17 protein-coding genes and 1 other RNA gene are annotated in these 20,490 nt (G+C 48.9%); 10 read left to right on the top strand and 8 right to left on the bottom strand.

Translation table 11 applies throughout. The features are described 5' to 3' along the window. Window position 1: 1 nt before the first annotated feature. The 6 genes from HUX74_RS16975 to HUX74_RS16950 all read left to right on the top strand — a co-directional run bounded on the left by HUX74_RS16975 (window position 2) and on the right by HUX74_RS16950 (window position 4,853). Window positions 2-1,252, top strand: a complete 1,251-nt coding sequence (locus HUX74_RS16975; protein ID WP_117964197.1) for a sigma-54-dependent Fis family transcriptional regulator — start codon at window positions 2-4, stop codon at window positions 1,250-1,252. Further along, the gene (locus HUX74_RS16970; protein WP_117600431.1) at window positions 1,239-1,763 is read left to right on the top strand and encodes an LptE family protein; all 525 of its coding nucleotides are present in this window, start codon (window positions 1,239-1,241) and stop codon (window positions 1,761-1,763) included. The genes HUX74_RS16975 and HUX74_RS16970 overlap by 14 nt, the downstream gene beginning before the upstream one ends. Before the next feature lie 4 nt (window positions 1,764-1,767). Further along, a complete protein-coding gene (locus HUX74_RS16965; protein ID WP_117964198.1) occupies window positions 1,768-2,541 on the top strand; it encodes a tetratricopeptide repeat protein in 774 nt (257 codons plus the stop codon). A 4-nt stretch (window positions 2,542-2,545) separates the two neighbouring features. Continuing rightward, on the top strand, window positions 2,546-2,935 hold the full coding sequence (gene secG / locus HUX74_RS16960; protein ID WP_009038088.1) for a preprotein translocase subunit SecG: 390 nt from the start codon (window positions 2,546-2,548) through the stop codon (window positions 2,933-2,935). 153 nt (window positions 2,936-3,088) lie between these two features. Then, complete coding sequence (locus tag HUX74_RS16955) at window positions 3,089-4,480, top strand: nitrate/nitrite transporter (RefSeq protein ID WP_119961318.1); 1,392 nt, start codon at window positions 3,089-3,091, stop codon at window positions 4,478-4,480. A gap of 19 nt (window positions 4,481-4,499) precedes the next feature. After that, entirely contained in the window at window positions 4,500-4,853 is a 354-nt protein-coding gene (locus HUX74_RS16950; RefSeq protein ID WP_117600427.1) for a PqqD family protein, read from the top strand. Window positions 4,854-4,860: 7 nt separating this feature from the next. Here HUX74_RS16950 and HUX74_RS16945 read toward each other — a convergent pair whose 3' ends face one another. The 3 genes from HUX74_RS16945 to HUX74_RS16935 all read right to left on the bottom strand — a co-directional run bounded on the left by HUX74_RS16945 (window position 4,861) and on the right by HUX74_RS16935 (window position 10,046). Then, window positions 4,861-5,910 carry a DUF4831 family protein gene (locus HUX74_RS16945; protein ID WP_138345306.1) on the bottom strand — a complete coding sequence of 350 codons (1,050 nt, stop codon included), beginning with the start codon at window positions 5,908-5,910 and terminating at the stop codon, window positions 4,861-4,863. 70 nt (window positions 5,911-5,980) lie between these two features. Further along, on the bottom strand, window positions 5,981-7,108 hold the full coding sequence (locus HUX74_RS16940; protein ID WP_117600425.1) for a lactonase family protein: 1,128 nt from the start codon (window positions 7,106-7,108) through the stop codon (window positions 5,981-5,983). Window positions 7,109-7,217: 109 nt separating this feature from the next. After that, window positions 7,218-10,046, bottom strand: coding sequence for a glycoside hydrolase family 3 N-terminal domain-containing protein (locus tag HUX74_RS16935; RefSeq protein WP_174647070.1), 2,829 nt, complete (start codon window positions 10,044-10,046; stop codon window positions 7,218-7,220). An 820-nt stretch (window positions 10,047-10,866) separates the two neighbouring features. Between HUX74_RS16935 and ssrA the strand changes: the two genes are divergently transcribed. Continuing rightward, window positions 10,867-11,265: a transfer-messenger RNA gene (gene ssrA / locus HUX74_RS16930) on the top strand. Between the two features lie 203 nt (window positions 11,266-11,468). Next, entirely contained in the window at window positions 11,469-11,954 is a 486-nt protein-coding gene (locus HUX74_RS16925; protein ID WP_118696432.1) for a helix-turn-helix domain-containing protein, read from the top strand. Between the two features lie 199 nt (window positions 11,955-12,153). Here HUX74_RS16925 and HUX74_RS16920 read toward each other — a convergent pair whose 3' ends face one another. The 5 genes from HUX74_RS16920 to HUX74_RS16900 form a co-directional block, all read right to left on the bottom strand. Continuing rightward, window positions 12,154-12,951, bottom strand: coding sequence for a bifunctional 2-polyprenyl-6-hydroxyphenol methylase/3-demethylubiquinol 3-O-methyltransferase UbiG (locus HUX74_RS16920; protein ID WP_057255848.1), 798 nt, complete (start codon window positions 12,949-12,951; stop codon window positions 12,154-12,156). Between the two features lie 81 nt (window positions 12,952-13,032). Beyond that, window positions 13,033-14,673: a sigma-70 family RNA polymerase sigma factor gene (locus tag HUX74_RS16915; RefSeq protein WP_118696433.1), complete on the bottom strand. Its 1,641-nt coding sequence runs from the start codon at window positions 14,671-14,673 to the stop codon at window positions 13,033-13,035. A 71-nt stretch (window positions 14,674-14,744) separates the two neighbouring features. Continuing rightward, a complete protein-coding gene (locus HUX74_RS16910) occupies window positions 14,745-15,179 on the bottom strand; it encodes a Fur family transcriptional regulator (RefSeq protein WP_117600422.1) in 435 nt (144 codons plus the stop codon). 5 nt (window positions 15,180-15,184) lie between these two features. Beyond that, window positions 15,185-17,125: a heavy metal translocating P-type ATPase gene (locus HUX74_RS16905; RefSeq protein ID WP_174647069.1), complete on the bottom strand. Its 1,941-nt coding sequence runs from the start codon at window positions 17,123-17,125 to the stop codon at window positions 15,185-15,187. 97 nt (window positions 17,126-17,222) lie between these two features. Continuing rightward, complete coding sequence (locus HUX74_RS16900) at window positions 17,223-18,104, bottom strand: hypothetical protein (protein WP_117964201.1); 882 nt, start codon at window positions 18,102-18,104, stop codon at window positions 17,223-17,225. Between the two features lie 112 nt (window positions 18,105-18,216). Between HUX74_RS16900 and HUX74_RS16895 the strand changes: the two genes are divergently transcribed. Beyond that, complete coding sequence (locus tag HUX74_RS16895; protein WP_117600419.1) at window positions 18,217-19,674, top strand: DUF5690 family protein; 1,458 nt, start codon at window positions 18,217-18,219, stop codon at window positions 19,672-19,674. A 14-nt stretch (window positions 19,675-19,688) separates the two neighbouring features. Continuing rightward, window positions 19,689-20,483 carry a phosphonoacetaldehyde hydrolase gene (phnX, locus tag HUX74_RS16890; RefSeq protein WP_117964202.1) on the top strand — a complete coding sequence of 265 codons (795 nt, stop codon included), beginning with the start codon at window positions 19,689-19,691 and terminating at the stop codon, window positions 20,481-20,483. The last annotated feature ends 7 nt before the right edge of the window (window positions 20,484-20,490 follow it).

Here is a 20,490-nt window from a genome sequence, read left to right as displayed (position 1 = left end):
AATGACAAAAGCGGAAATACAACAAGTAAAATTACGTTTTGGCATCATCGGCAATAACGAAGCGCTGATGCGTGCCATTGATATCGCTATCCAGGTAGCGCCTACCGACTTGTCTGTACTGATTACTGGAGAGAGTGGTGTGGGAAAGGAGAGCTTTCCGCAGATAATACACCAATACAGCCGGCGCAAGCATGGACAGTACATTGCCGTGAATTGTGGGGCCATTCCCGAAGGAACGATTGATTCGGAACTGTTTGGCCACGAAAAAGGTGCATTCACGGGGGCTATCGGTGAACGGAAGGGGTATTTCGGTGAAGCCAACGGCGGAACAATCTTCCTTGATGAAGTCGGCGAATTACCTTTGCCTACCCAGGCACGCTTGCTGCGTGTGCTTGAGAGCGGTGAATTCATCAAGGTAGGTTCTTCTAAGGTGGAAAAGACCGATGTGCGTATTGTTGCCGCTACCAATGTAAACTTGACACAGGCCATTGCTGACGGACGCTTTCGTGAAGACTTGTATTACCGTTTGAACACAGTACCTATTCAGGTTCCTCCATTGCGCGAACGCGGTGAAGACGTGGTGCTGCTGTTCCGCAAATTTGCTTCGGACTTTGCGGAGAAGTACCGTATGCCTGCCATTCAGCTGACGGAAGACGGCAAGCAAGTATTGCTGAGCTACTCATGGCCGGGTAATGTGCGCCAGTTGAAGAATATCACCGAGCAGATATCCATCATTGAGACCAATCGTGAAATCAATGCATCCATACTGAAGGGCTATCTGCCTGAGCAGAACAATATGCAGCGCCTGCCTGCCTTCTTTGGAGTGAAGGAGGACAAGAGCTTCGGAAGTGAACGGGAAATTCTCTATCAGGTTCTGTTTGATATGCGTCAGGATGTAACGGACTTGAAAAAGCTGGTGCATGAGATTATGGCTGAAAGGGGAACGGTATCCAATCCGACGGTTGCCACATCTACCTATTATGCGCCGGTCACTCCGGCGGTGGTACCTCCGGTGACATCCAGTGTCCCTACTATTATACATCCTTCGGTAAAGCCGGTTACTCCGGTGGACGATGACTTCCAGGATACGGAAGAATATGTGGAGGAGTCACTCTCCCTGGATGAAGTGGAGAAAGAAATGATACGTAAAGCGCTTGAAAAACATCACGGCAAGCGTAAGAGTGCGGCTCAGGATTTGAATATCTCTGAGCGTACGTTATACAGAAAGATAAAAGAATATGGATTGGATTAAAAAAGCGGCATTTGCTTCCTTGTTGGTAAGCTTGTTATTTCTGGTGAATTCATGTAGTATGAAGTTGGGACTTGCTCCGATAAGCTCTATTGACTATACAAAGGTAAAAACGATTTCCATTGCCGATTTCCAGAACCGGGCAGAGTATGTATATGCACCGTTGGCAACAGAGTTTAATCAGAAAATGAAGGATATGTTCATTCAGCAGACTCGCCTGCAATTGGTGAACTCCGGAGGAGACTTGGACATAGACGGAGAAATAACCGGTTACAACCAATATAATGAATCGGTGGATGCCAGCGGTTTCTCTTCGAAGGTGAAGGTGACACTGACAGTTAACGTGCGCTACACCAATAACACGAACCATGAGGAGGACTTTGAACAGCAGTTCTCGGCTTTCCAGACCTATGATTCCTCACAATTGTTGACCGATGTGCAGGACCAGCTGATAACCCTGATGGTGAAGGACATTGCTGAACAGATTTTCAATGCAACTATAGCTAACTGGTAAACTCATGACGCCTACCCATTTGCAACAATGGATTCAGCATCCCGAGACGCTGAATAGGGATACTTTGTACGAGCTTCGCACATTGGTGGCACGCTATCCTTATTTCCAGTCGCTCCGTTTGCTCTATCTGAAAAACCTCTATCTGCTGCACGACATCAACTTTGGCGCGGAGCTGCGCAAGGCTGTGTTGTATGTGGCAGACCGTCGTGTGTTGTTTTACTTTATAGAGGGTGACCGCTATACTTTGAAATCCCAGAAGGTCTCGTCGCTTTTTTCCGGCGATTCGGAGAAAGAGCCGAGTGTAGACCGTACCCTTTCCTTGATAGATGCGTTTTTGGCTACTGTTCCCGAAGAGCATTCACAGCATACGGAGCTGGATTATGCGGTGGATTATACGGCCTATTTAATGCAGGAAGAACCTGGTGTAGATGCAGAAAATGAGCAGGAAGTACCTAAACTGCGCGGACATGAATTGATAGATGACTTTATTCAAAAGAGTGAGTCTCCAGATGTCGCGAATACGAGAAGAGAGTTTCTTGTAGAGAAGGAGGAAGAGACTGAAGAAGAGGAAGAGCGCTCCGTATCGCCGGTAACGGAAGAATTGGACGATAGCTGTTTTACGGAAACTTTAGCCAAAATCTATATAAAACAGCACAGATATGACAAGGCACTTGAAATTATTAAAAAATTAAGTTTGAATTATCCAAAAAAAAATGCTTACTTTGCAGACCAAATCAGATTTTTGGAGAAATTGATTATTAACGCTAAATCAAAATAACAAAATGTATTTATTATTAGTTATCTTAATGCTGATTGCATCTGTGCTGATGTGCTTCATTGTATTGATTCAAAATTCTAAAGGAGGCGGTCTGGCATCAGGCTTTTCATCATCCAACCAAATTATGGGTGTGCGCAAGACTACGGATTTTTTGGAAAAAGCAACTTGGACTCTGGCAGCTGTCATGGTAGTCTTCAGTATTGTTTCTGCTTACACTATTCCTTCTTCCACAGGTAAGGGCGGTGATGTGATTCTGGAACAGGCGCAACAAGAAGAAAAAACTAATCCTTATAACATGCCCGTAGGTACAGAAGCTCCGCAATCGGAGGCCCCTGCAGCTACAACTCCGGCTGAAGCTCCTGCTCCTGCAGCAGAAGCCCCAGCAGCAGAATAAGATAAGGATATTGCGGATGACTCCCGCTTGGAAAAATAAGAGAAAGGTTGATACTGAAAAGGTGTCAACCTTTTTTCGTTTTAATGAAGTATTTATTTACCTTTGTCAGCAACTTATGCAATCTGATTAATAAATTGAAATTTAAATAGTGCAATGACAGAACAACTCAAACTTAAATTGAATGATTCCAAGGCTACCCGTTGGGGGGCATTGGTGATTGTTGCCTTCACGATGATGGCAGCTTATTATGTAAACGACGTGGTAGCGCCATTGAAGACAATGTTGGAAACGGACTTGGCTTGGTCGAGTACTGATTTCGGATTCTTTACCGGTGGTTATAGTTTCCTGAATGTTTTTTTCCTGATGCTGATTTGGGGAGGATTAATCCTCGACCGCTTTGGCATCCGCTTCACCGGAAAGCTGGCAACTATCTTGATGGTAGGTGGTACAGCACTTGAATACTATGCAATGACGGGACTTGCCGGTACCGACGCGACTTTATTTGGAATCAATGAAATATTTGGCTATAAAACAGGGGTGTTTGTTGCTTTTGCCGGTTATTCCATCTTTGGAGTAGGAGCGGAGGTCGCTGGTATTACAGTTTCCAAAATCATAGCTAAGTGGTTTAAGGGGAAAGAGCTTGCCACGGCTATGGGGGTACAAGTTGCTTTGGCACGTATCGGTTCGCAGGCCGGTTATGCAGTAGCCATTCCTTTGGCCCGTGCTTTCGGTATTTCCACACCGGTGTTGTTGGGCTTGGTTCTGTTGTTGGGTGGTATGATTGCTTTCTTCGTCTTTACAGTGATGGACAAGAAGCTGGACAAACAGATGGAAGCTGCTGCCATTGCTGCCGGTACGGAAGATGAGGAAGAGAAGTTCTCCTTTAAGGATGTGAAGAATATTCTGGTCAATCCCGGTTTCTGGCTGATAGCATTGCTGTGTGTATTGTTCTACTCTTGTGTATTCCCATTCCAGAAATTTGCTTCCGAGTTGATGATTATCAAATACGGTATCAATGAGAATGTAGCTGGTACGTTTGCCGGACTTCCGGCATTGGGGGCGCTGATTCTGACCCCGGTCTTTGGTGGTTTTATTGACAAGCGGGGCAAGTCCGCATCTATCATGCTGCTGGGTTCAGCCATGCTGATATGTGTACATTTTATTTATGCTATTCCCGATATAAACTATTGGTTGGTAGCTATTGTGCTGATGATAATTTTGGGCATCGCTTTTTCGCTGGTACCTTCTGCCATGTGGCCGGCTGTGGCCAAGATATTCCCGGTAAGTCAGCTGGGTACGGCATACGCATTGATTTTCTTTATCCAGAATATCGGTCTTTGGGGTATTCCTACATTGATAGGATGGGTGCTTGATGCCTATTGTATATCCGGTAAGAAACCTGATGGAACGAATATGTATGACTATACGGTGCCTATGTGCATATTTACCGGTATTGCCTGCTTGTCCCTTGTAGTGGCCCTACTGCTGAAGAAGGCGGACAGGAAGTATGGTTATAAGCTGGAAGAGCCTAATATTCAGAAATAATAGGAAAAGCGGATATCGTATGATGGAAATACCCGAAGGAAAAGTAAGTCTGTTGGACGCTGTTCCGGTCCGCTGTGGACATATAACAACCGAATGGGAAGGTGAGTGCGCCGTACTCGCCTACCCACGGTTTAAATACGAATGGATGCGTCGTTTTTTATTGCCGAAGGGGATGTCTCCTGACATCCATGTGAGGCTGGAAGAACACGGCACAGCTGTCTGGAATCTGATAGATGGACATCGTACCGTGCGCGAAATCATCTCTCTGCTTGCCAGGCACTTTGGGAAGGAAGAGAATTATATTCCCCGGGTCACCGCCTACGTAATGCAGTTGCGTAAGGATGGATTTATCCAGTTGACAATCCGGAATTAGAATTCCTTTATTCCCTATCCACTTTTATCAATCCTCCCGTTGCCGTATCAAACAGCACTTTGATGGTTGAATTCTTGTTGAACAGTACTGGTGCGAGATATTCTACGGTGCCGAATTGGGTAATGGGAAGTTGGTCATCAAACAATTTCTTATTGTTATACACCAATGTCACTTGTGCCTTGCCCGGAAGGTTATAGGCTACACCGTCCACTTTCTTTTTACTTTCCTCGGTGGCAGATACATCGGGATTTTTGAGGTCTGTGACACTGATGTAATACGGTTCACCTGCAAGGTCATTATTAGCTACCACTCCTAACTTTTTGGAGAAACGGAAAGCCACTTCATCTTTCATCTCTTTAGGCGTCAACCGGATAGTGAATGTCTTGGGTTCTTTCTTTATTTTGCCCGAGAACATTTCCGTCATGGCCGTTTCCTGCTGGTTCAGATTGTCGAGCATCAGCTTGAGCTGGGCGCCGTCCTTGGGCATATTGTCTGCCTCACCGCGCAGGATGGCATTCTTGCTTTCGCGGATGCTGTATATTTCCTTGGCCACCAGCTCGGCCATCTTGGCACTGGAGTTGGACATCAGTATTTCTTCTGTCAGAAAACTGCGTGGGTCAATGTTGCTTTCGGTGGCTTTAGCTACGGGCATCTTGGCAGCAGGCTTGTCACTGAACGGAATGTTGATGGAGCGGACAATCCCGTCTTCAGTAAGCTCCATAAGGGGTGCCACGGTTTTGTCTTTCATTTTGACGAAATAGACATTGTCCTTATCCGGTATACCGGCTATACGGGTTTCTATCTTATCCAGTGTCCAGAACTCTTCCGGTTCGGCAGACACGTTGTTGAGACGCAGATAGCGGTCGGCATATCTGCAAAATTCTCCGGGAGTGTAGGTATGCTTGGTGGTTTGCAATACGATTTCTATTTCTGTTTTGGGCAACATATAGGTTACTCCATAGTCTTTGCCACGCATCACACCGGTGGTTACGTCTGTTTGCGCTATGGCAGTGGTGGACAAGAACAGAGCTGAGAGTATCAATATATTCTTTTTCATAATCTACATTTGTTTAGACTGATTTAGCTAAGGGACAAAGTTAATGAAGTTATCTTTGCTAAATATTGCTTTATAAATTATTAACAGAGCTGACGAATTGTACGCAAACCGGCATGTCGACTACAATGTCCTGATGAGTGTCTTCTAAAAGTCCGGTAACTTCGTTTCGTTTATACACCTGAATGACATTGCTGTCACGGCAGGCGGCAAGCAAGTATTTGCCGTTGGGTGTAATGTTGAAGTTGCGAGGATGGATGCCGGTGGGCTGATAACCTACCTTTGTCAAGGTCCCATTTTCGGGATTAACGGCAAAGATAGCGATGCCGTCTTCTTTCAGCCGATTACTGGCATAGAGGTATTTCCCGTCCGGACTGAGGTGGATGTCTGCACTTCCACGGGCGGCTACGGTGTCGGCTGTAATGGTTTGTATCTGTTCCAGGCGGCCGTCATCGTAACTGAAGGCGATGACTTTGCCGGACAACTCGGTGATGAGATAGGCAAACTTCCCGTTGGGACTGAATGTCAGGTGGCGCGGGCCGGAATCCTCCTCAATGTTAACGGCTTCCAGAGAAGCATGAGGAATAGGGTTGTCGGGGTGCATCACAAAGCGCAGGATGCGGTCGGCACTGAAGTCGGTGGCGAAGATGTACTTTCCGTCCGGTGAAAAGACCGTGCAATGGATGTGGGGAGTGGCTTGCCGTATGGCATCGGGACCGGTGGCAGAGCCTTGAAAGAGCGTGTCTGCAGGAGCCAAAGTGCCGTCTTTCTGTAAAGGAAAGACGGACATGGTTCCACCGCTGTAGTTGGCAGTCAACACTTCCCGGCCATTGGTGGCCACGTAGCAGGGGTCGGCGCCGAAGGTGGGAACGGTGTTCAGCAGGCGCAATTCTCCCGTTTCCCGGTCGAAGGCAAGGGAGCTGAGGGCTGCTGTGTTGTCGTTCATTTCACTGACGGCATAGACAAATTCGCCATCTTCCGAGGGGACGAGGTAGGAGGGATTGGGCAATGTCGCTGAACTGAGCGGGACGGCTGTTCCCGTCTCCTGATTAAAGCGGAAGGTATAGATACCCTTGCTTGAACCATTCGTGTAAGTACCCACCAGCATGGCAAGTTCGTCCTGGCCACCGTTAGTGCCCTTTGGAGAAGAGCCACATGCTGTCAAACCTAATCCGAGCATACAGAAAAGAAGTGTTTTCATTAATTTAATGTGCTAATGTGTTAATGTGCAAATGTGCCAATATGCTAATGTGCTAATTGGCTGCGCTGTATATGCCGCAGGGGCATTGGCACATTAGCACATTGGCACATTAAAATTTAACTTTGGCAATACTGACGCGGTCATCGTTCAGCACGATGCGGAGGTCGCTGGCGGTAGTGCCTTTGAACGGATAGGAAATCAGCTTGCCATATTCGCTGACGGTGCCCGAATATACGGTGAGGAACTGTCCGCCACCGCCCGAGAGTTGGATTTCGAAGGTTGCCGGTAGGTTGTTGTCGCGTGTAAAGGCGATGGCAACTTTATCTACCTTGGCTCCGTTCTTTAAGGCAAAGGTAATATAATCTCCCTTATTTCCTTGCCATACGGTATTGATTTTTTCGTCGAGCACGTTTTCGGCATCCTCTGGGTTGGTGCTGGCGCTCACGCGCTTTGCTGGTTTTTGGGCTTCAATGGCTTTGGCACGGGTCTGGTAGGCTTCTACGGTCAGCGTTCCGTTCAAACGGATGTCTTCGGAAGAGGCGCCGGCCATGAGCACGAAGTCGCCGGGTTCCACCACCCATTTCATGTCAGCGTCCAGAAGCTCCAGGTGCTTGCGGTCGATGGTGAAGGACAGTTCCTGGGTTTCGCCCGGTTCAAGGTGGATGCGCTGGAAACCTACAAGGTTCTTTTCGTAGGTGGTGATACTGCTCAGTACGTCGCGGATATAGAGTTGCACTACTTCATCTCCGGCGCATTTGCCGGTGTTGGTCACCTTCAGGCGGACGGTGGCAGACTCGTTCGGGGTAATGACTCGGGGGGTGATGTCGAGGTCGGAGTACTCGAAGGTAGTGTAGCTCAAGCCGTAACCGAAGGGGTACAGTGCTCCGTTGATGCGCGACATGTTGCCCGTGGGCCCCGGATTCTTACCGCCGTCTATCTGTGAAGAAGGCTTGCAGGGGAAGTTGAAAGGGATTTGCCCTACGGTCTTGGGGAAGGTCACCGTCAGCTTTCCACCGGGGTTGTAGTCGCCGAAGAGGATGTCGGCCAGGGCTGTTCCGCCTTTGGAGCCGGGATACCAAGCTTCGAGGATGGCGGGGACGAACTTGTCTGCCCAGTTGATGGAGAGCGGGCGTCCGTTGATGAGTATCAGTACGACGGGCTTCCCCGTGGCTTGTATGGCTTGAAGCAGTTGCAACTGCCGACCGGGCAGGTCGAGGCTGGTGCGCGATTTGTTTTCGCCGCAGGTGCGTTGTCCGCCGCCCAATACTACGATGGCAACATCAGCTTGACGGGCATTTTCTACGGCTTTGTCTATCTCGGCTTGTTCGTCGTCGGTCAGCGGATAGTCTATGATTTCACTTTCGGGCCAGTGGGCGTCCACCAGGTCGCAGCCTTTGGTGTAGAGCACCTCTGCCTTGCCTTTTGTCTTTTCTTGAATGCCTTCCAGTACAGTGGTCACCTCTACGGCAAGGGGGCCGTAATGGGTCAGCGCGTAGCCTTCTTCGTTGGCATTGGGACCACAGACGGCAATCTTCTTGGTGGAGTTGATGTCTAAGGGCAACAGCTCACCGGCATTCTTCAGCAGAACGATGGACTCGCGGGATGCCTGCAAGGCGATGGCTTCGTTCTCTTCTTTTTCCACTTCACGGTCGGCACCGGTAAGGTCTGTCTGGTAGGGGGCATCGAACAGACCAATGAGGAACTTTACCCGGAGGATGTCGCGCACACGGTCGTTAATGACTTCTTCGCTCAGCCCGCCTTCCTTCACCAGTTTGCGGAGGGGAAGGACGAAGGAGTCGGGCGAGCGGAAGGTACAGCGTACGTTCAGCCCGGCTTCCACGCTTTGGCGGACGGCTTCTTTCATGTCTTTGGCGGTGCCGTGCTTGGTGTAGAGGTATTCTACGGCGTCACTGTCGGATACGACGTAGCCACGGAATCCCATTTCGCTACGCAGGCGGGTGGTGAGCCAGTAGTAGCTGCCCTGCACGGGGATGCCGTCGTAATCGTTGTACGAACTCATTACGCCCAGCATGCCAGCTTCCCGGATGACGCGTTTGAAGGGGTAGATGTGTATGTTCTCCACTTCGCGCGGCGACATTTGCGGGTCCACACGTGCCATGCCTTCGCGGGCGCCTTTGTTGTTACTGTAAGCGGCAAAGTGCTTGCCGGTGGCGGCCACTTGGTGGTTGTGCTGCAAGCCGCGCACCATTTCGATGCCCAGTTCGGCTACGAGGTAGGGAGATTCGCCGTAAACCTCCTCGTAGCGTCCCCAGCGCTGGTCGCGTCCTACGTCGAGGATGGGGGCGTAGACGTTGGTGTAGCCCAGCATGCGGGCTTCGCGTCCGGTGATGAGTCCTACTTGGCGAATCAGTTCACGGTTCCAGGTATGTCCCAGTCCCAGTTGGGTGGGGAAGTTGGTGGCGCGGTAGCTTTCCACGCCGCGTATGCCTTCGTTGGTAAAGTCTACAGGGATGCCGAGACGGGTATCTTCCACAAAGAACCGCTGTACCTCGTTCAGTGCCCAGGTGTGGCGCGAGGCGGGCCAGACGTAGGCATTGTCCGAGGGGGGGAGTCCCCATTGCTGGAAGCCGTTCAGGTGTTCGTCGATGGCGCCGATGCCGTCTTTCCAGAGCAGCTCTTTCCATTCGGGGGTGGGGAGGTCGTCTTTCAGTACACGTTTGTAACCGTAGAGGGTGACCATTTGGCAGGTCTTCTCGTCCAGCGTCATCTGTTGCAGCAGGTTTTCGATGCGTGCTTCGAGCGGGGCGGAGGGGGCTTCGTACACGTCTTTCACTCCGTTTTTGTTGAAGTCTATCCAACCTTTGCGGTATATTTCACTTTTCACCGGCTTGTAGGTTGCCGGTGTTTTGGCAGGCTTTTGTGCGCAGAGCAGTGTGCTTCCTCCAAGCAGCAGGGTTAGGGCAATAAGGTTCTTCATGATATGTTCTAAAAATCTCTTGGTTATTATTGTTTCTTTTGTTGACAAAAATACGGCTAATGTGTGAAATAAAGGGATAAAATAGTCCGAAGTATCGGCTTTTATTGTCCGAAGGGTCTTCCTCTTACTAAAAATATCCTCCAAGACGCTACCGGGGAATTCAAATCATTATTAGACGAAACATATCATTCACTTTTAAAAAGAAAGAGAGAACACTATAATAACCTGAAAAGTAGATGCAATCGCGGTGTATACAAGTATTACGGCTACATCTGTTAAACGAGGGTGTATTTATATAATAGGAATCTGTTGGCGGAATTGTTACTTGTACGGAAGAACTTTCTTTTCAACCTTGGGATGTCTAAACCAAACCTTGGTTTAGACATCCCAAGGCTGGGTATGAAAAAACCAAAGTTTGGGATAGATTGCTTCCTTAATTCTTTCCGGTTTTTCAGTTAACTTCAGAGACTTTTTTCGTTAACTTCCCATCTCTTCTGTGCAAATATCCATTACAGAAGATAGAGATTCCCTCTTGCAGGGGTTAATTCCGTCAACGGATACTGGCTTTGGTAGCTGTTTGAACATTGATGACAATGGGGTGCACATATTGTATGTATGGAGGATTATTGTTTTTATCACGAAAAGTCAGTATTAGCTAATATTTGTAAATATATGGTGATTGCTAATAAAAGAATATGTATCTTTGTGCCAAAGAAAGCGGTAGAGGATGAAAAATAAAGTAGCATTTATCCCTTTTTCACCCTCCCTACTTAGCAATGAGTTACGCAATCTTTTAAATTTCAGACTGTTACAAAGTCATGGGGTTGACTGGATTTGACAGCGGGCAGAAATGGTAAGTAAGCATGCAGTGCGTCGTTGATTTGCACTTTAATCTCAGTCCTCAAAATTTTATCTGGCGAAACTCGTTACGCTCTCGCTGCTTAATCGAAGTATAGTAGATTGAAGCTTAATCCCGGCACCAGGTGCTGGGACGTGACATCACTCGGAAGCTGTTGCTCCGAAGCATTCCGATAAAGTGGTGCAGTCAAATCGGGGATAGTTCGTGTCAGCCTCGTGGCGCGGGTGAAAATTTAGAGGATAAGGCAACGGTTGATGGCTTTGGTTCTGCCGCTGTACGAAAATTTAGGCAAAGATAAGCATGTAGAAAGCTTATGATTTCCTCGTTTGGACGAGGGTTCGATTCCCTCCAGCTCCACGAAAAATGGGAAAATAAGTTTTTAATTCCTTGAATTTCAATGATTCAGGGAATTTCTTTTTCTACTACTTCCTCTATCTTTTATATTCATTTAAAAATAATTGTAGTAAATGTGCTACAATTCAAAATTAATATCTACTTTTGTCTGTTCAAAAATCAATAACTATTAGAAGTGGGGGCAACACTTTAAATTCTGCAACAGATTTATGAAAATTCACGAAGGAAAATGTACAGAGAAGATTTTGAAAGAACGTGAACGGATTGGTAACCGGTTAGCCATTCTTCGCAAGAAGAGAAATATGACCCAAGAGGAATTGGCTAATCTTTGTGGTGTTAATCGTGTTAATATAGCCAAGATAGAGAAAGGGGCTTATAATGTGAGCATTGATATACTATCTAAGGTAACATCCGCTCTTGGTTTTGTGATAGATATAAAAGTGGATAGCTCTGTTTGTCCGATTCATTTCTCTCAACGTAAACCTGTAAAGCTGGTAATAGGGGAAGACTATTATGTCAGTTTTGGCAATAACGAAGCCCATAGATGTAAGCTGGTTGATATTCCGGAGATGTACCAAGGTCAAAGAATTAAAATCGAAACTCCGACCCCGAGAGGGTCTATCACCCACATATTATTTGCCGATGAAATAGGAACGACACCTGACGAGGCTGTAATGAACCAAGTAACGATGTAAAAACATTAAAAGGGAAGAAGTGCAAGTTCCTCTTTTATTGAAATCCCCCTCGCTACAACCATCTGCAGCGAGGGGGATTTTTTAGTTTATGAGGGTTTCTACACCCACTCTTTCATCAGAGCTATTCAAAAAATTAATGGTTTCTTCTGAATATATAATCTTAAATTGATGGTTCGGAATCAATTCTAAAGCTGGGAAATCAGTAGTGATTAACAGTTTTAGTCCCTTTCTTTAATATGTAAAAGCAACTTGTACAAAAGAAGTTTCTTATATACGGGATAGCAGCAATAACTCCGTTGAGCCTTCGTGGGGACAAGCCGAATTTGATTTTATAATGTGGGTTTATAAGGTACAGTCTCCGGTCAATGATTTGATAGTTGGCTTGCCGGGCGATACGATTGAACAGTTCTATGGTGCATCCGGTGCTCTTTATATCCAGTAGCTCCGTAATTGCGTGTTCCTGCTCGCCGCATAGTCTTAATATCCATTTGTATAAAGTGCGGGGAAGGAGGTGGAGAAAAGGGAAGTGTGAAACAATGCGGCTGTGTGCTATCTGCTGGTGGCCTCCGAATGGCATTTGCCAGGCGGGAAACCCTACAAATATAGCTCCATCGGCAGACAAATGTTTTTGTAGGCCGGAGAGGAACCGTTCTTTGTCTCTGATATGCTCTATCACATCGTGTAGAAGAATTAGGGGAAAATTCGTAGCCTTGTCCTTAAGCTGGAAAATGTCGGTGGCAATGAACTGTCCCTGCTGATGCCTTTGGGCGAAGAAGGTTCTGGCTTGTTCTATTCGCGTGGCATCAATGTCTACGCCCATCACCCGGCAACCGGCTTCGGCAAAGGGGAGCAGATTGCCTCCCTCTCCACAGCCCACTTCCAGCACTTTATCGGGGATGTGTCCGATGACTTCCTTTATGTAGGGGATATAATAGTTCTTGCTGGTCTGTGACTGTTCACCAAAGTAGCTTTCCCGGTCGGTATGTCGTTTCTGCATGTTCTTTGTTCCTTCTTGAGTTTGATTATCCATATAAATAGATAATCAGTCGGGTAAAAGACTGCGTGGCACATCGTTTTTTTACCAGGAAATGCGGAGGCCTACCGGGAGGGTGAATGTGAACGGATGTTCCTTTCGGATGGTGCGCAGTTGGCTGCCGTCGGGGATGTAATAGTTTACAGTCGGCTCCAGATAGATGCCTGCCTGGGGTGTGAGGTGATATTGTATGCCTATACTTGTGTTGACCGACCACTGCCAGGGAGCACTTACCGGATGACTGCCGAGCTTGTGTGGAATACTGTCCGTGACATGGAAGCTTTGGAGTGTCCCTTTTATGGGGATATCCACCTGCATGCCTGCCGTGGCATAACCGGAGAAACGTTTGTAATGCCAGAAACGGTAGGAAAGCCGGAGAGGGATGCCGATATAATGTAGCTTCTGGTTGTCTTGAATGCGGAATGCTTCGCCGGTAGTGAACTCCGACCTGAGAAGCGTATATTGCAATCCGGTTTCCAGACTCCAACGCTCATTCAATTTCTTGCTGAGAGAGAGTCCCACGACGATGGGGGCATGATGCTGCTGGTTCTCAACAATCCTGCCGCTGTTATTCTGGGCAATCTGCATGAGTCCGATGGAATCTTTTCCCAGAGTACCCTGCTGATAGCGGGTGTGCAGATAAGAATAATACTCTTCCCACGTACTGACTTGTTGAGGGAAGTCACTTGAAATGCCGTCGGTATGTGGAGTGGCAATCAGCTTATATAAGTTCTGTGCCAGTTGCGGTCCGAGTGAACCTGCCAGCATCAACTTCCATTTCCCGGATTTCTTCTTGCGGGTTGGCAGCATCGGGGAAGGGGAGGAGGCGAAAGCCATCTGCCGGTTGGTGATGGTCTGTCCGGTGAATGGAGAGGGTATGGGATATTTGTGGATGCTATCTTTCATTTTGGGTATGGTAAGGGGCCATTCTGTGGAAACAGGAACGGGAGGGATGATTCGTTCCCTTTTGTTCAGATTTTCTTTGGTATAGCATTGTTCGTCGTTTCGGGGAGTATCGGTTTTCTTTGTTAGTTGCGTACTCCCGGCTTGCCTGGAAGAAACTTTGGACAAACGGTTTTCCCTGATACTCTTTTTCTCTCTGTACAGATAGTCATACAGCGTTGGAAAGAGAAGCAATACTGTCAAAACAATGAATACACGGTATCCTGCCAGCATCTTTTTAAGTAAAATTTTCGCCCGGAACAATTGGGAGGAAGAGGAGTGTGGCGCTATACCCAGTAAATCTCCGATTTCTTTGTGGGACAATCCTTCCAGTACTGCCAGTTTAAATACCTTGCAGTAGCCCTCCGGAAGGCTCTCCACTATATCCAGCATCTTATCGTACGAAATGAAATCCGGACAAAAAGGATTTTCAGCAGGCTCTTCCTCTTCCGGAATATCTGTCAATGGGATGGTGGGGTTGGCATTGGCATGGTTGAGGTATTGCAGTGCCAGGTTTCTCATAATCTTTTTCATCCAGTATTCCAGTTTCTCCGGGTTGCGCAGCGAATGAATGGAAGTGAATATGATGACAAAACCGTCGTGAAGAAGATCTTGGGCTATCGTTGGGTCGGGAATATAGCGTAGGCATACTTTCAGCATTTTCTCTGAATAGTTTTCGTAGAGCAGGCTCAAGGCCTGCCCGTTTCCCTTCTGGCATAAAGTGACAAGAGCTTTTGTATCCATGTGTTTGTCTCAATGTTATTTCTTAAAGATAGAGAAGAACATGAATGACTGCATGGATTTTTATTTTTTAACTAAGCCTCCCGGTTGGCTTCTGCTGCACAGTCCGGACAAATGCCTTTCAGTACATAGTTGATGCTGTTCAGTGTAAATCCTTGAGGCAGCTTCACCACCGGAGTGGGAATGTTGGTGAAGCAGAAGGTTTTGTTGCATTTCTCGCAATGGAAATGGGTGTGCAGGTCGCTTACGTCGCAAGAGCAACTGTCGCTGCACACGGCATACTTGAAGGAACCCGTCCCGTCATCTATACTGTGTATCAGATGATGGGAGAGGAATAGGGTAAGGGTACGGAAGATGGTGGATTTGTCCACCGTATCCAGCATGGTTTCAAGGTCGAGCAATGAGACGGAACGGCCTGCCTGCATCATGGTGCGCAATACCAGGATGCGAATGGCAGTGGGCTGTATGTCTCTTTTGGCCAATAGGTCCAAATATTTCTTTTGTTCCATTTTTTCTATTTAATAAGTTTCTGTATGCGTATGGCGTTCACTATCGCAATGAGGGCGACGCCTACGTCGGCAAAGACAGCTTCCCAAAGTGTGGCGATTCCACCGGCACCGAGGATGAGGACAAGCAGCTTCACTCCGAAAGCCAGCGAGATGTTCTGCCAGACAATCCGGCGGGTTTGCCTGCCCGCATGAATGGCGGTGCCCACTCTCGAAGGCTGGTCTGTCTGTATCACTACATCGGCGGTTTCGATGGCGGCATCGCTGCCAAGTCCGCCCATGGCGATGCCCACATGACTAAGGGCAAGAACCGGGGCATCATTGATGCCGTCGCCCACAAAGGCTATCCGGTTGGCAGGGTTGCTGCGGAGTGCCTCGATGTGCTTCACCTTTCCGTCCGGCAGCAGGTCTCCGTATGCCTGGGTGATGCCTAGCTTTTCTGCAAAGTTAGTAACAATGGCTTGTTTGTCTCCCGATAATATCTGAATATTATTGATATTTAAAGCTTTTAATTCTTTGACGGCGTTGACGGCGTCTTCCTTCAATGTGTCTGATAATAACAGATAGCCGGCATATTTGGTTCCGATGGCGCAGACCACAATCGTATCGACAATTGATGACAGTTCATCGGGATATTCTATCCCGAACTTAGTCAGCAGGCGGGTGTTGCCCACCAGGACACGCATTCCATCCATAGTGGCTTGCAGTCCGTGGCCGGCAATCTCCGTAACGTCCGTTGTGGCAATCAGCTCTATATCCCTTTGTTTGGCATAGCTTACGATGGCTTTGGCTATGGGGTGCGTACTGTTTCGCTCTGCCGAGGCGGCAAGCTGTATCAACTTCTCTTCCGTAACTCCCGGTTGTGCCTGGCAGGATTGTACATCGAAGGTGCCTTTGGTCAGCGTACCCGTCTTGTCGAATACCACCGTGTCGACTTGGGTGATGGCATTGAGGTAGTTGCCCCCTTTGAAGAGGACACCCAGGCGGGAGGCGGCACCGATTCCTCCGAAGTAGCCTAACGGAATGCTTACGACGAGGGCGCACGGGCAGGAGATAACCAGAAAGACCAATGCTCTGTATAGCCAGTCATTGAAGATGAACGAGAATTGTGCATCTGCCAGCGAATAGAGGAAGGGGAGCAGTACAATCAATGCCGCCAGTCCGGTGACGGTGGGCGTATAGATACGGGCAAACTTACGGATGAAAAGTTCTGCCGGCGCTTTGCGCTCGGAGGCATTCTGCACCAGTTCCAATATACGGGAAAGAGCACTTTTCTCGAAGGGTTTGGTGACTTGGATGCGTACGACTTTGTCGGTCGCAATCATTCCGGCAAGCACTTCCCCGCCTTGGCGGATGTTGCGGGGAACACTTTCTCCCGTCAGTGCGGAGGTGTTGAAGGCGGCAACTTCGTCCAGCATCGTTCCGTCCAGGGGGACGCGCTCTCCGGCTTTTACTTCGATGGTTTCGCCTACCTGCACACGTTGGGGAGCTTCGACAAGCGTACTGCCGTTTCTGATGACCGTTGCCGTTTCGGGACGTACGTCGAGCAGGGCGCTGATGTTACGCTTGGCTTTGTCTACGGCTTTGTCCTGAAAGAGCTCTCCCAAGGAGTAGAAGAGCATGACGGCAACGCCTTCGGGATATTCGCCTATATAGAAGGCGCCGAGGGTGGCGATGGACATAAGGGTGAATTCGCTGAACACGTCCTTTTGCAGGATGCTTTCCCAGGCTTCCCTCATCACCGGGAGGCCTACGGGGAGATAGGCAAGCAAGTACCATATAAAAGGTACATACTCTCCCTTGAAGAAGGTGGCGTCAGTAGCATTCAGGATGAGCCCTCCGAAGAGCAATAGGGCAGAGAGGATGATTCTCCAATAATCTTTCAGCAGACTGTTTCTTTTTTCTTGTATCGCTGTATGTCCGTGTGTGCAGCAGCATTTGCAACTCATATTGTTTCCTCCTATTTTCTATTTTCTGCAGCAAAGGTAGCGGAAAGGAGATGCAACTTGGTTGCAAAGTGAAAATTCCCGGACTGTCCGGGCTGTCTTAGATTTCCAGCATCCGTTTCTCCCGTTCCAGGTCTTTCTCGTTCAGCAGGGGAGAGGGGACGGAACAGGTTTTGATGAAGTCGCCCGGCTGGCAGGTGTAGTTGTAGTAGGGGCGTTGCTCGTCGGTCAGCTGGTCTTGGGGGATGAGTTGGCCTTTCAGTTCCAGGAAGTCGTCCATGGAGGTGCTGTCCGAGTGTTTGATGAAGAGGATGCGGCGGGCTATGGGGTTGCGGTTGTAGTCCAGACAGAGGTAGAGCCCTTTGAGCAGGTGGGGAAAGTCGTACATGGGCAGTTGCAGGTAGATGGTGAACAAGGCCAGTTGGGGCGCCTCGCGTTCGTTGAAGAAGATATAGGCATTCTGGTGGTTGTTGAAGATAGCAGTGCCGAAGTGGGTGGTGTTGTAGGCGCTCATGTGCACCACTTTGACGTGGTCGTTGCTGTCGGCAGGGGTTATCAGGTAAGGCTCCACCTTTAAGGCATTGGAGGAGGAAGAGAGGCTGTAACTGATGTAGATGCCGCTGTAATTGTACACTTCCTGCGCCGAGTGGAGCATCTCTTCGGTCAGCATGTCGAGGAAAGGGTTGGCTTTTTGCCCCGTGGCTGGAGCAGGCTCCAGCTCAAAAAGTTGTTCCTTCAGTTCTTTGAGGGAGCCGAGGAGGCGCTTCTTCGATACGTTGTTCACTTGGGAGAGGGCGTAGTCCAGGGATTCTTCCTCCGTACTGCCTTTCCGCAGGGTGCTGATGTAGGTGGGGAGGACGCTGGAGTAGAGGGAGGAGAGGACGCTCGCCGCCATGTTGGTGTGGTCTGCCATTTCTTTCATTTTCACTCCTTTGTTGCGGAGGTATTCGATGCGTTTGTATATGTCTAAAAGGTCGTTCATAAGGGTGTGCTTCTATGATACATTACTTAAATGGGTGCAAAGAAAAGGTGCGGATGTTATGCTGGCGTTACATAAATATTTCATTAATGTTACATAATAAAGGGCTGTTTTCATGAAGTTTATTAATAATGGAAATTCATTTTTGCTGTCAGCGCCCGCCTCTATCTTTGCCACCGAAATCAAGAACGAATTTAAACAACACACTATGTTCAACGGTGAGAAAAAACAGATAATACAGAGCAAGAGACTGGCTGATGCCTTATTCATCCTTTGGGCGGGTGGAGCGGCTTTGCTTTCCTATTCACTGGTCTATGCGCTGCGCAAGCCGTTTACGGCTGCGGGCTTCGACGGGCTCGACTTCTTCGGGATGGATTACAAGACGGCAACCAGCATCGTGCAGATTTCCGGCTATTTTATTTCCAAGCTGATTGGCATCAAGGTAATTTCGGAACTGAAGAAGGAGAACCGTCTGAAGTTCATCATCCTCTCGGTGGCGGTGGCCGAGCTTTCGCTGGTGCTGTTCGGAGCGTTGCCCCGGCCGCTGAATGTCTTTGCGCTGTTCTTCAACGGGCTTTCGTTGGGATGCATGTGGGGAGTGATTTTCAGTTTCCTCGAGGGGCGGCGGGTGACGGATCTGCTGGCGAGCCTGATGGGGCTGAGCATTGCCATCAGTTCGGGCACGGCAAAGTCTGTCGGGCTGTTTGTGATGGAGCATCTCCACATCAGTGAGTTCTGGATGCCTGCCTTTATCGGTGCCTTTGCCTTCCCGCTGCTGTCGTTGCTGGGCTGGCTGATGACGAGAATGCCGCAACCTACCGCGGCAGACCGGGCACTGCGCTCGGAACGGGTGACGCTGGACGGCAGGGCGCGTGCGGACCTCTTCAAGAGCTTCATGCCGGTATTGCTGATGCTGTTTGCGGCAAACTTGTTCATCACCGTCTTGCAGGACATCAAGGAGGACTTCCTGGTGAAGATTCTGGATGTGGAGGCGGTGGGGCTGTCGTCGTGGGCATTTGCCAAGGTAGATGCGGTGGTGACACTGATTATCTTGTTGCTTTTCGGGCTGATGTCCGCGGTGAGGAGTAATATAAAGGTGCTGTGCCTGCTGCTGGTGCTTGTGACGTGCGGCACAGCGACCTTGGGATTCGTGGCCTTCAATTACGATGGGTTGCAACTGCCACCCATGACGTGGCTGTTCCTCCAGAGTTTGTCGCTCTATACTGTTTACCTCAGCTTTCAGACGTTGTTCTTCGAGCGTTTCATCGCCTGCTTCCGCATCAAGGGGAATGTGGGGTTCTTTATCGTCACACTCGATTTTATCGGGTATACCGGTACGGTGGTGGTATTGGTATTCAAGGAATTCTTCAATCCGGACATCAACTGGCTGGATTTCTATAACCTGATGTCGGGCTATGTAGGCATTGTGTGCAGCGTGGCTTTCCTATGCTCGGCTGTCTACCTGGTGCAGCGCTATCGCAAGGAGAATGCTTCGGGACCGTTGGGCTCTTCCCTTTTCCGTTTGCGCCGTTGGTCCCGGCCGGGCAATTCCTTGCTTCTTGAGACTGAATAATAATAATATATCGTATGAAAAGAATTGAATGTATCATTATGGACTGGGCAGGAACTGCCGTCGATTACGGTTGCTTTGCTCCCGTCGCCGCCTTTGTCGAGAGCTTTCGGGCCATCGGCGTTCCCGTCACTGCTGCCGAAACACGTGCGCACATGGGGCTGACCAAAGTAGAAGAAATCCGTGCGCTGTTCAATATAGAGCGTGTCCGTGCGGAATTTGAACGGAAATTCGGCCGTCCCGCCGGTGAGGAAGACGTGCAGGCACGTTATGCCGAATTCCAACGGGTGTTGTTTGCCTCGCTCGAAGATTATACCGACCCTATTCCCGGTGTGGTGGAAACGATTTCCGCACTGCGTGCGCAAGGCGTCCGCATTGGCTCCACCACCGGCTATACCCGCTCTATGATGGATGTTGTGCTGCCTGCCGCCACTGCCAAAGGCTATGCGGTAGATAATTGTGTCACTCCCGACGGGTTGCCTGCAGGCCGTCCTGCTCCCTACATGATATATAAGAATATGGCAGACCTCGCCATCCCCTCCGTAGATTGTGTGTTGAAGTATGGCGATACCATCGCCGACATCAAGGAGGGTATCAATGCCAAAGCATGGACCGTCGGTGTAGTCCTCGGCAGTAACGAACTGGGACTGACACAAGAGGAAGTCTCCTCCTTGCCTGCCGATGAGCTCGAAGCCCGTAAGGCCGATGTCCGCCGCCGCATGCTTGCCGCCGGTGCCCACTATGTGGTCGATACCATTGCCGAGCTTCCCGCAGTCATCGCCGAGATAAACCGTAAACTTGAGATTTTGTAACCCTTAT

Source organism: Bacteroides sp. Marseille-P8574 (assembly GCF_902825465.1).
In the GTDB taxonomy this organism is placed as follows: domain Bacteria; phylum Bacteroidota; class Bacteroidia; order Bacteroidales; family Bacteroidaceae; genus Bacteroides; species Bacteroides uniformis.
This window is presented reverse-complemented; position numbering and strand designations above follow the sequence as displayed.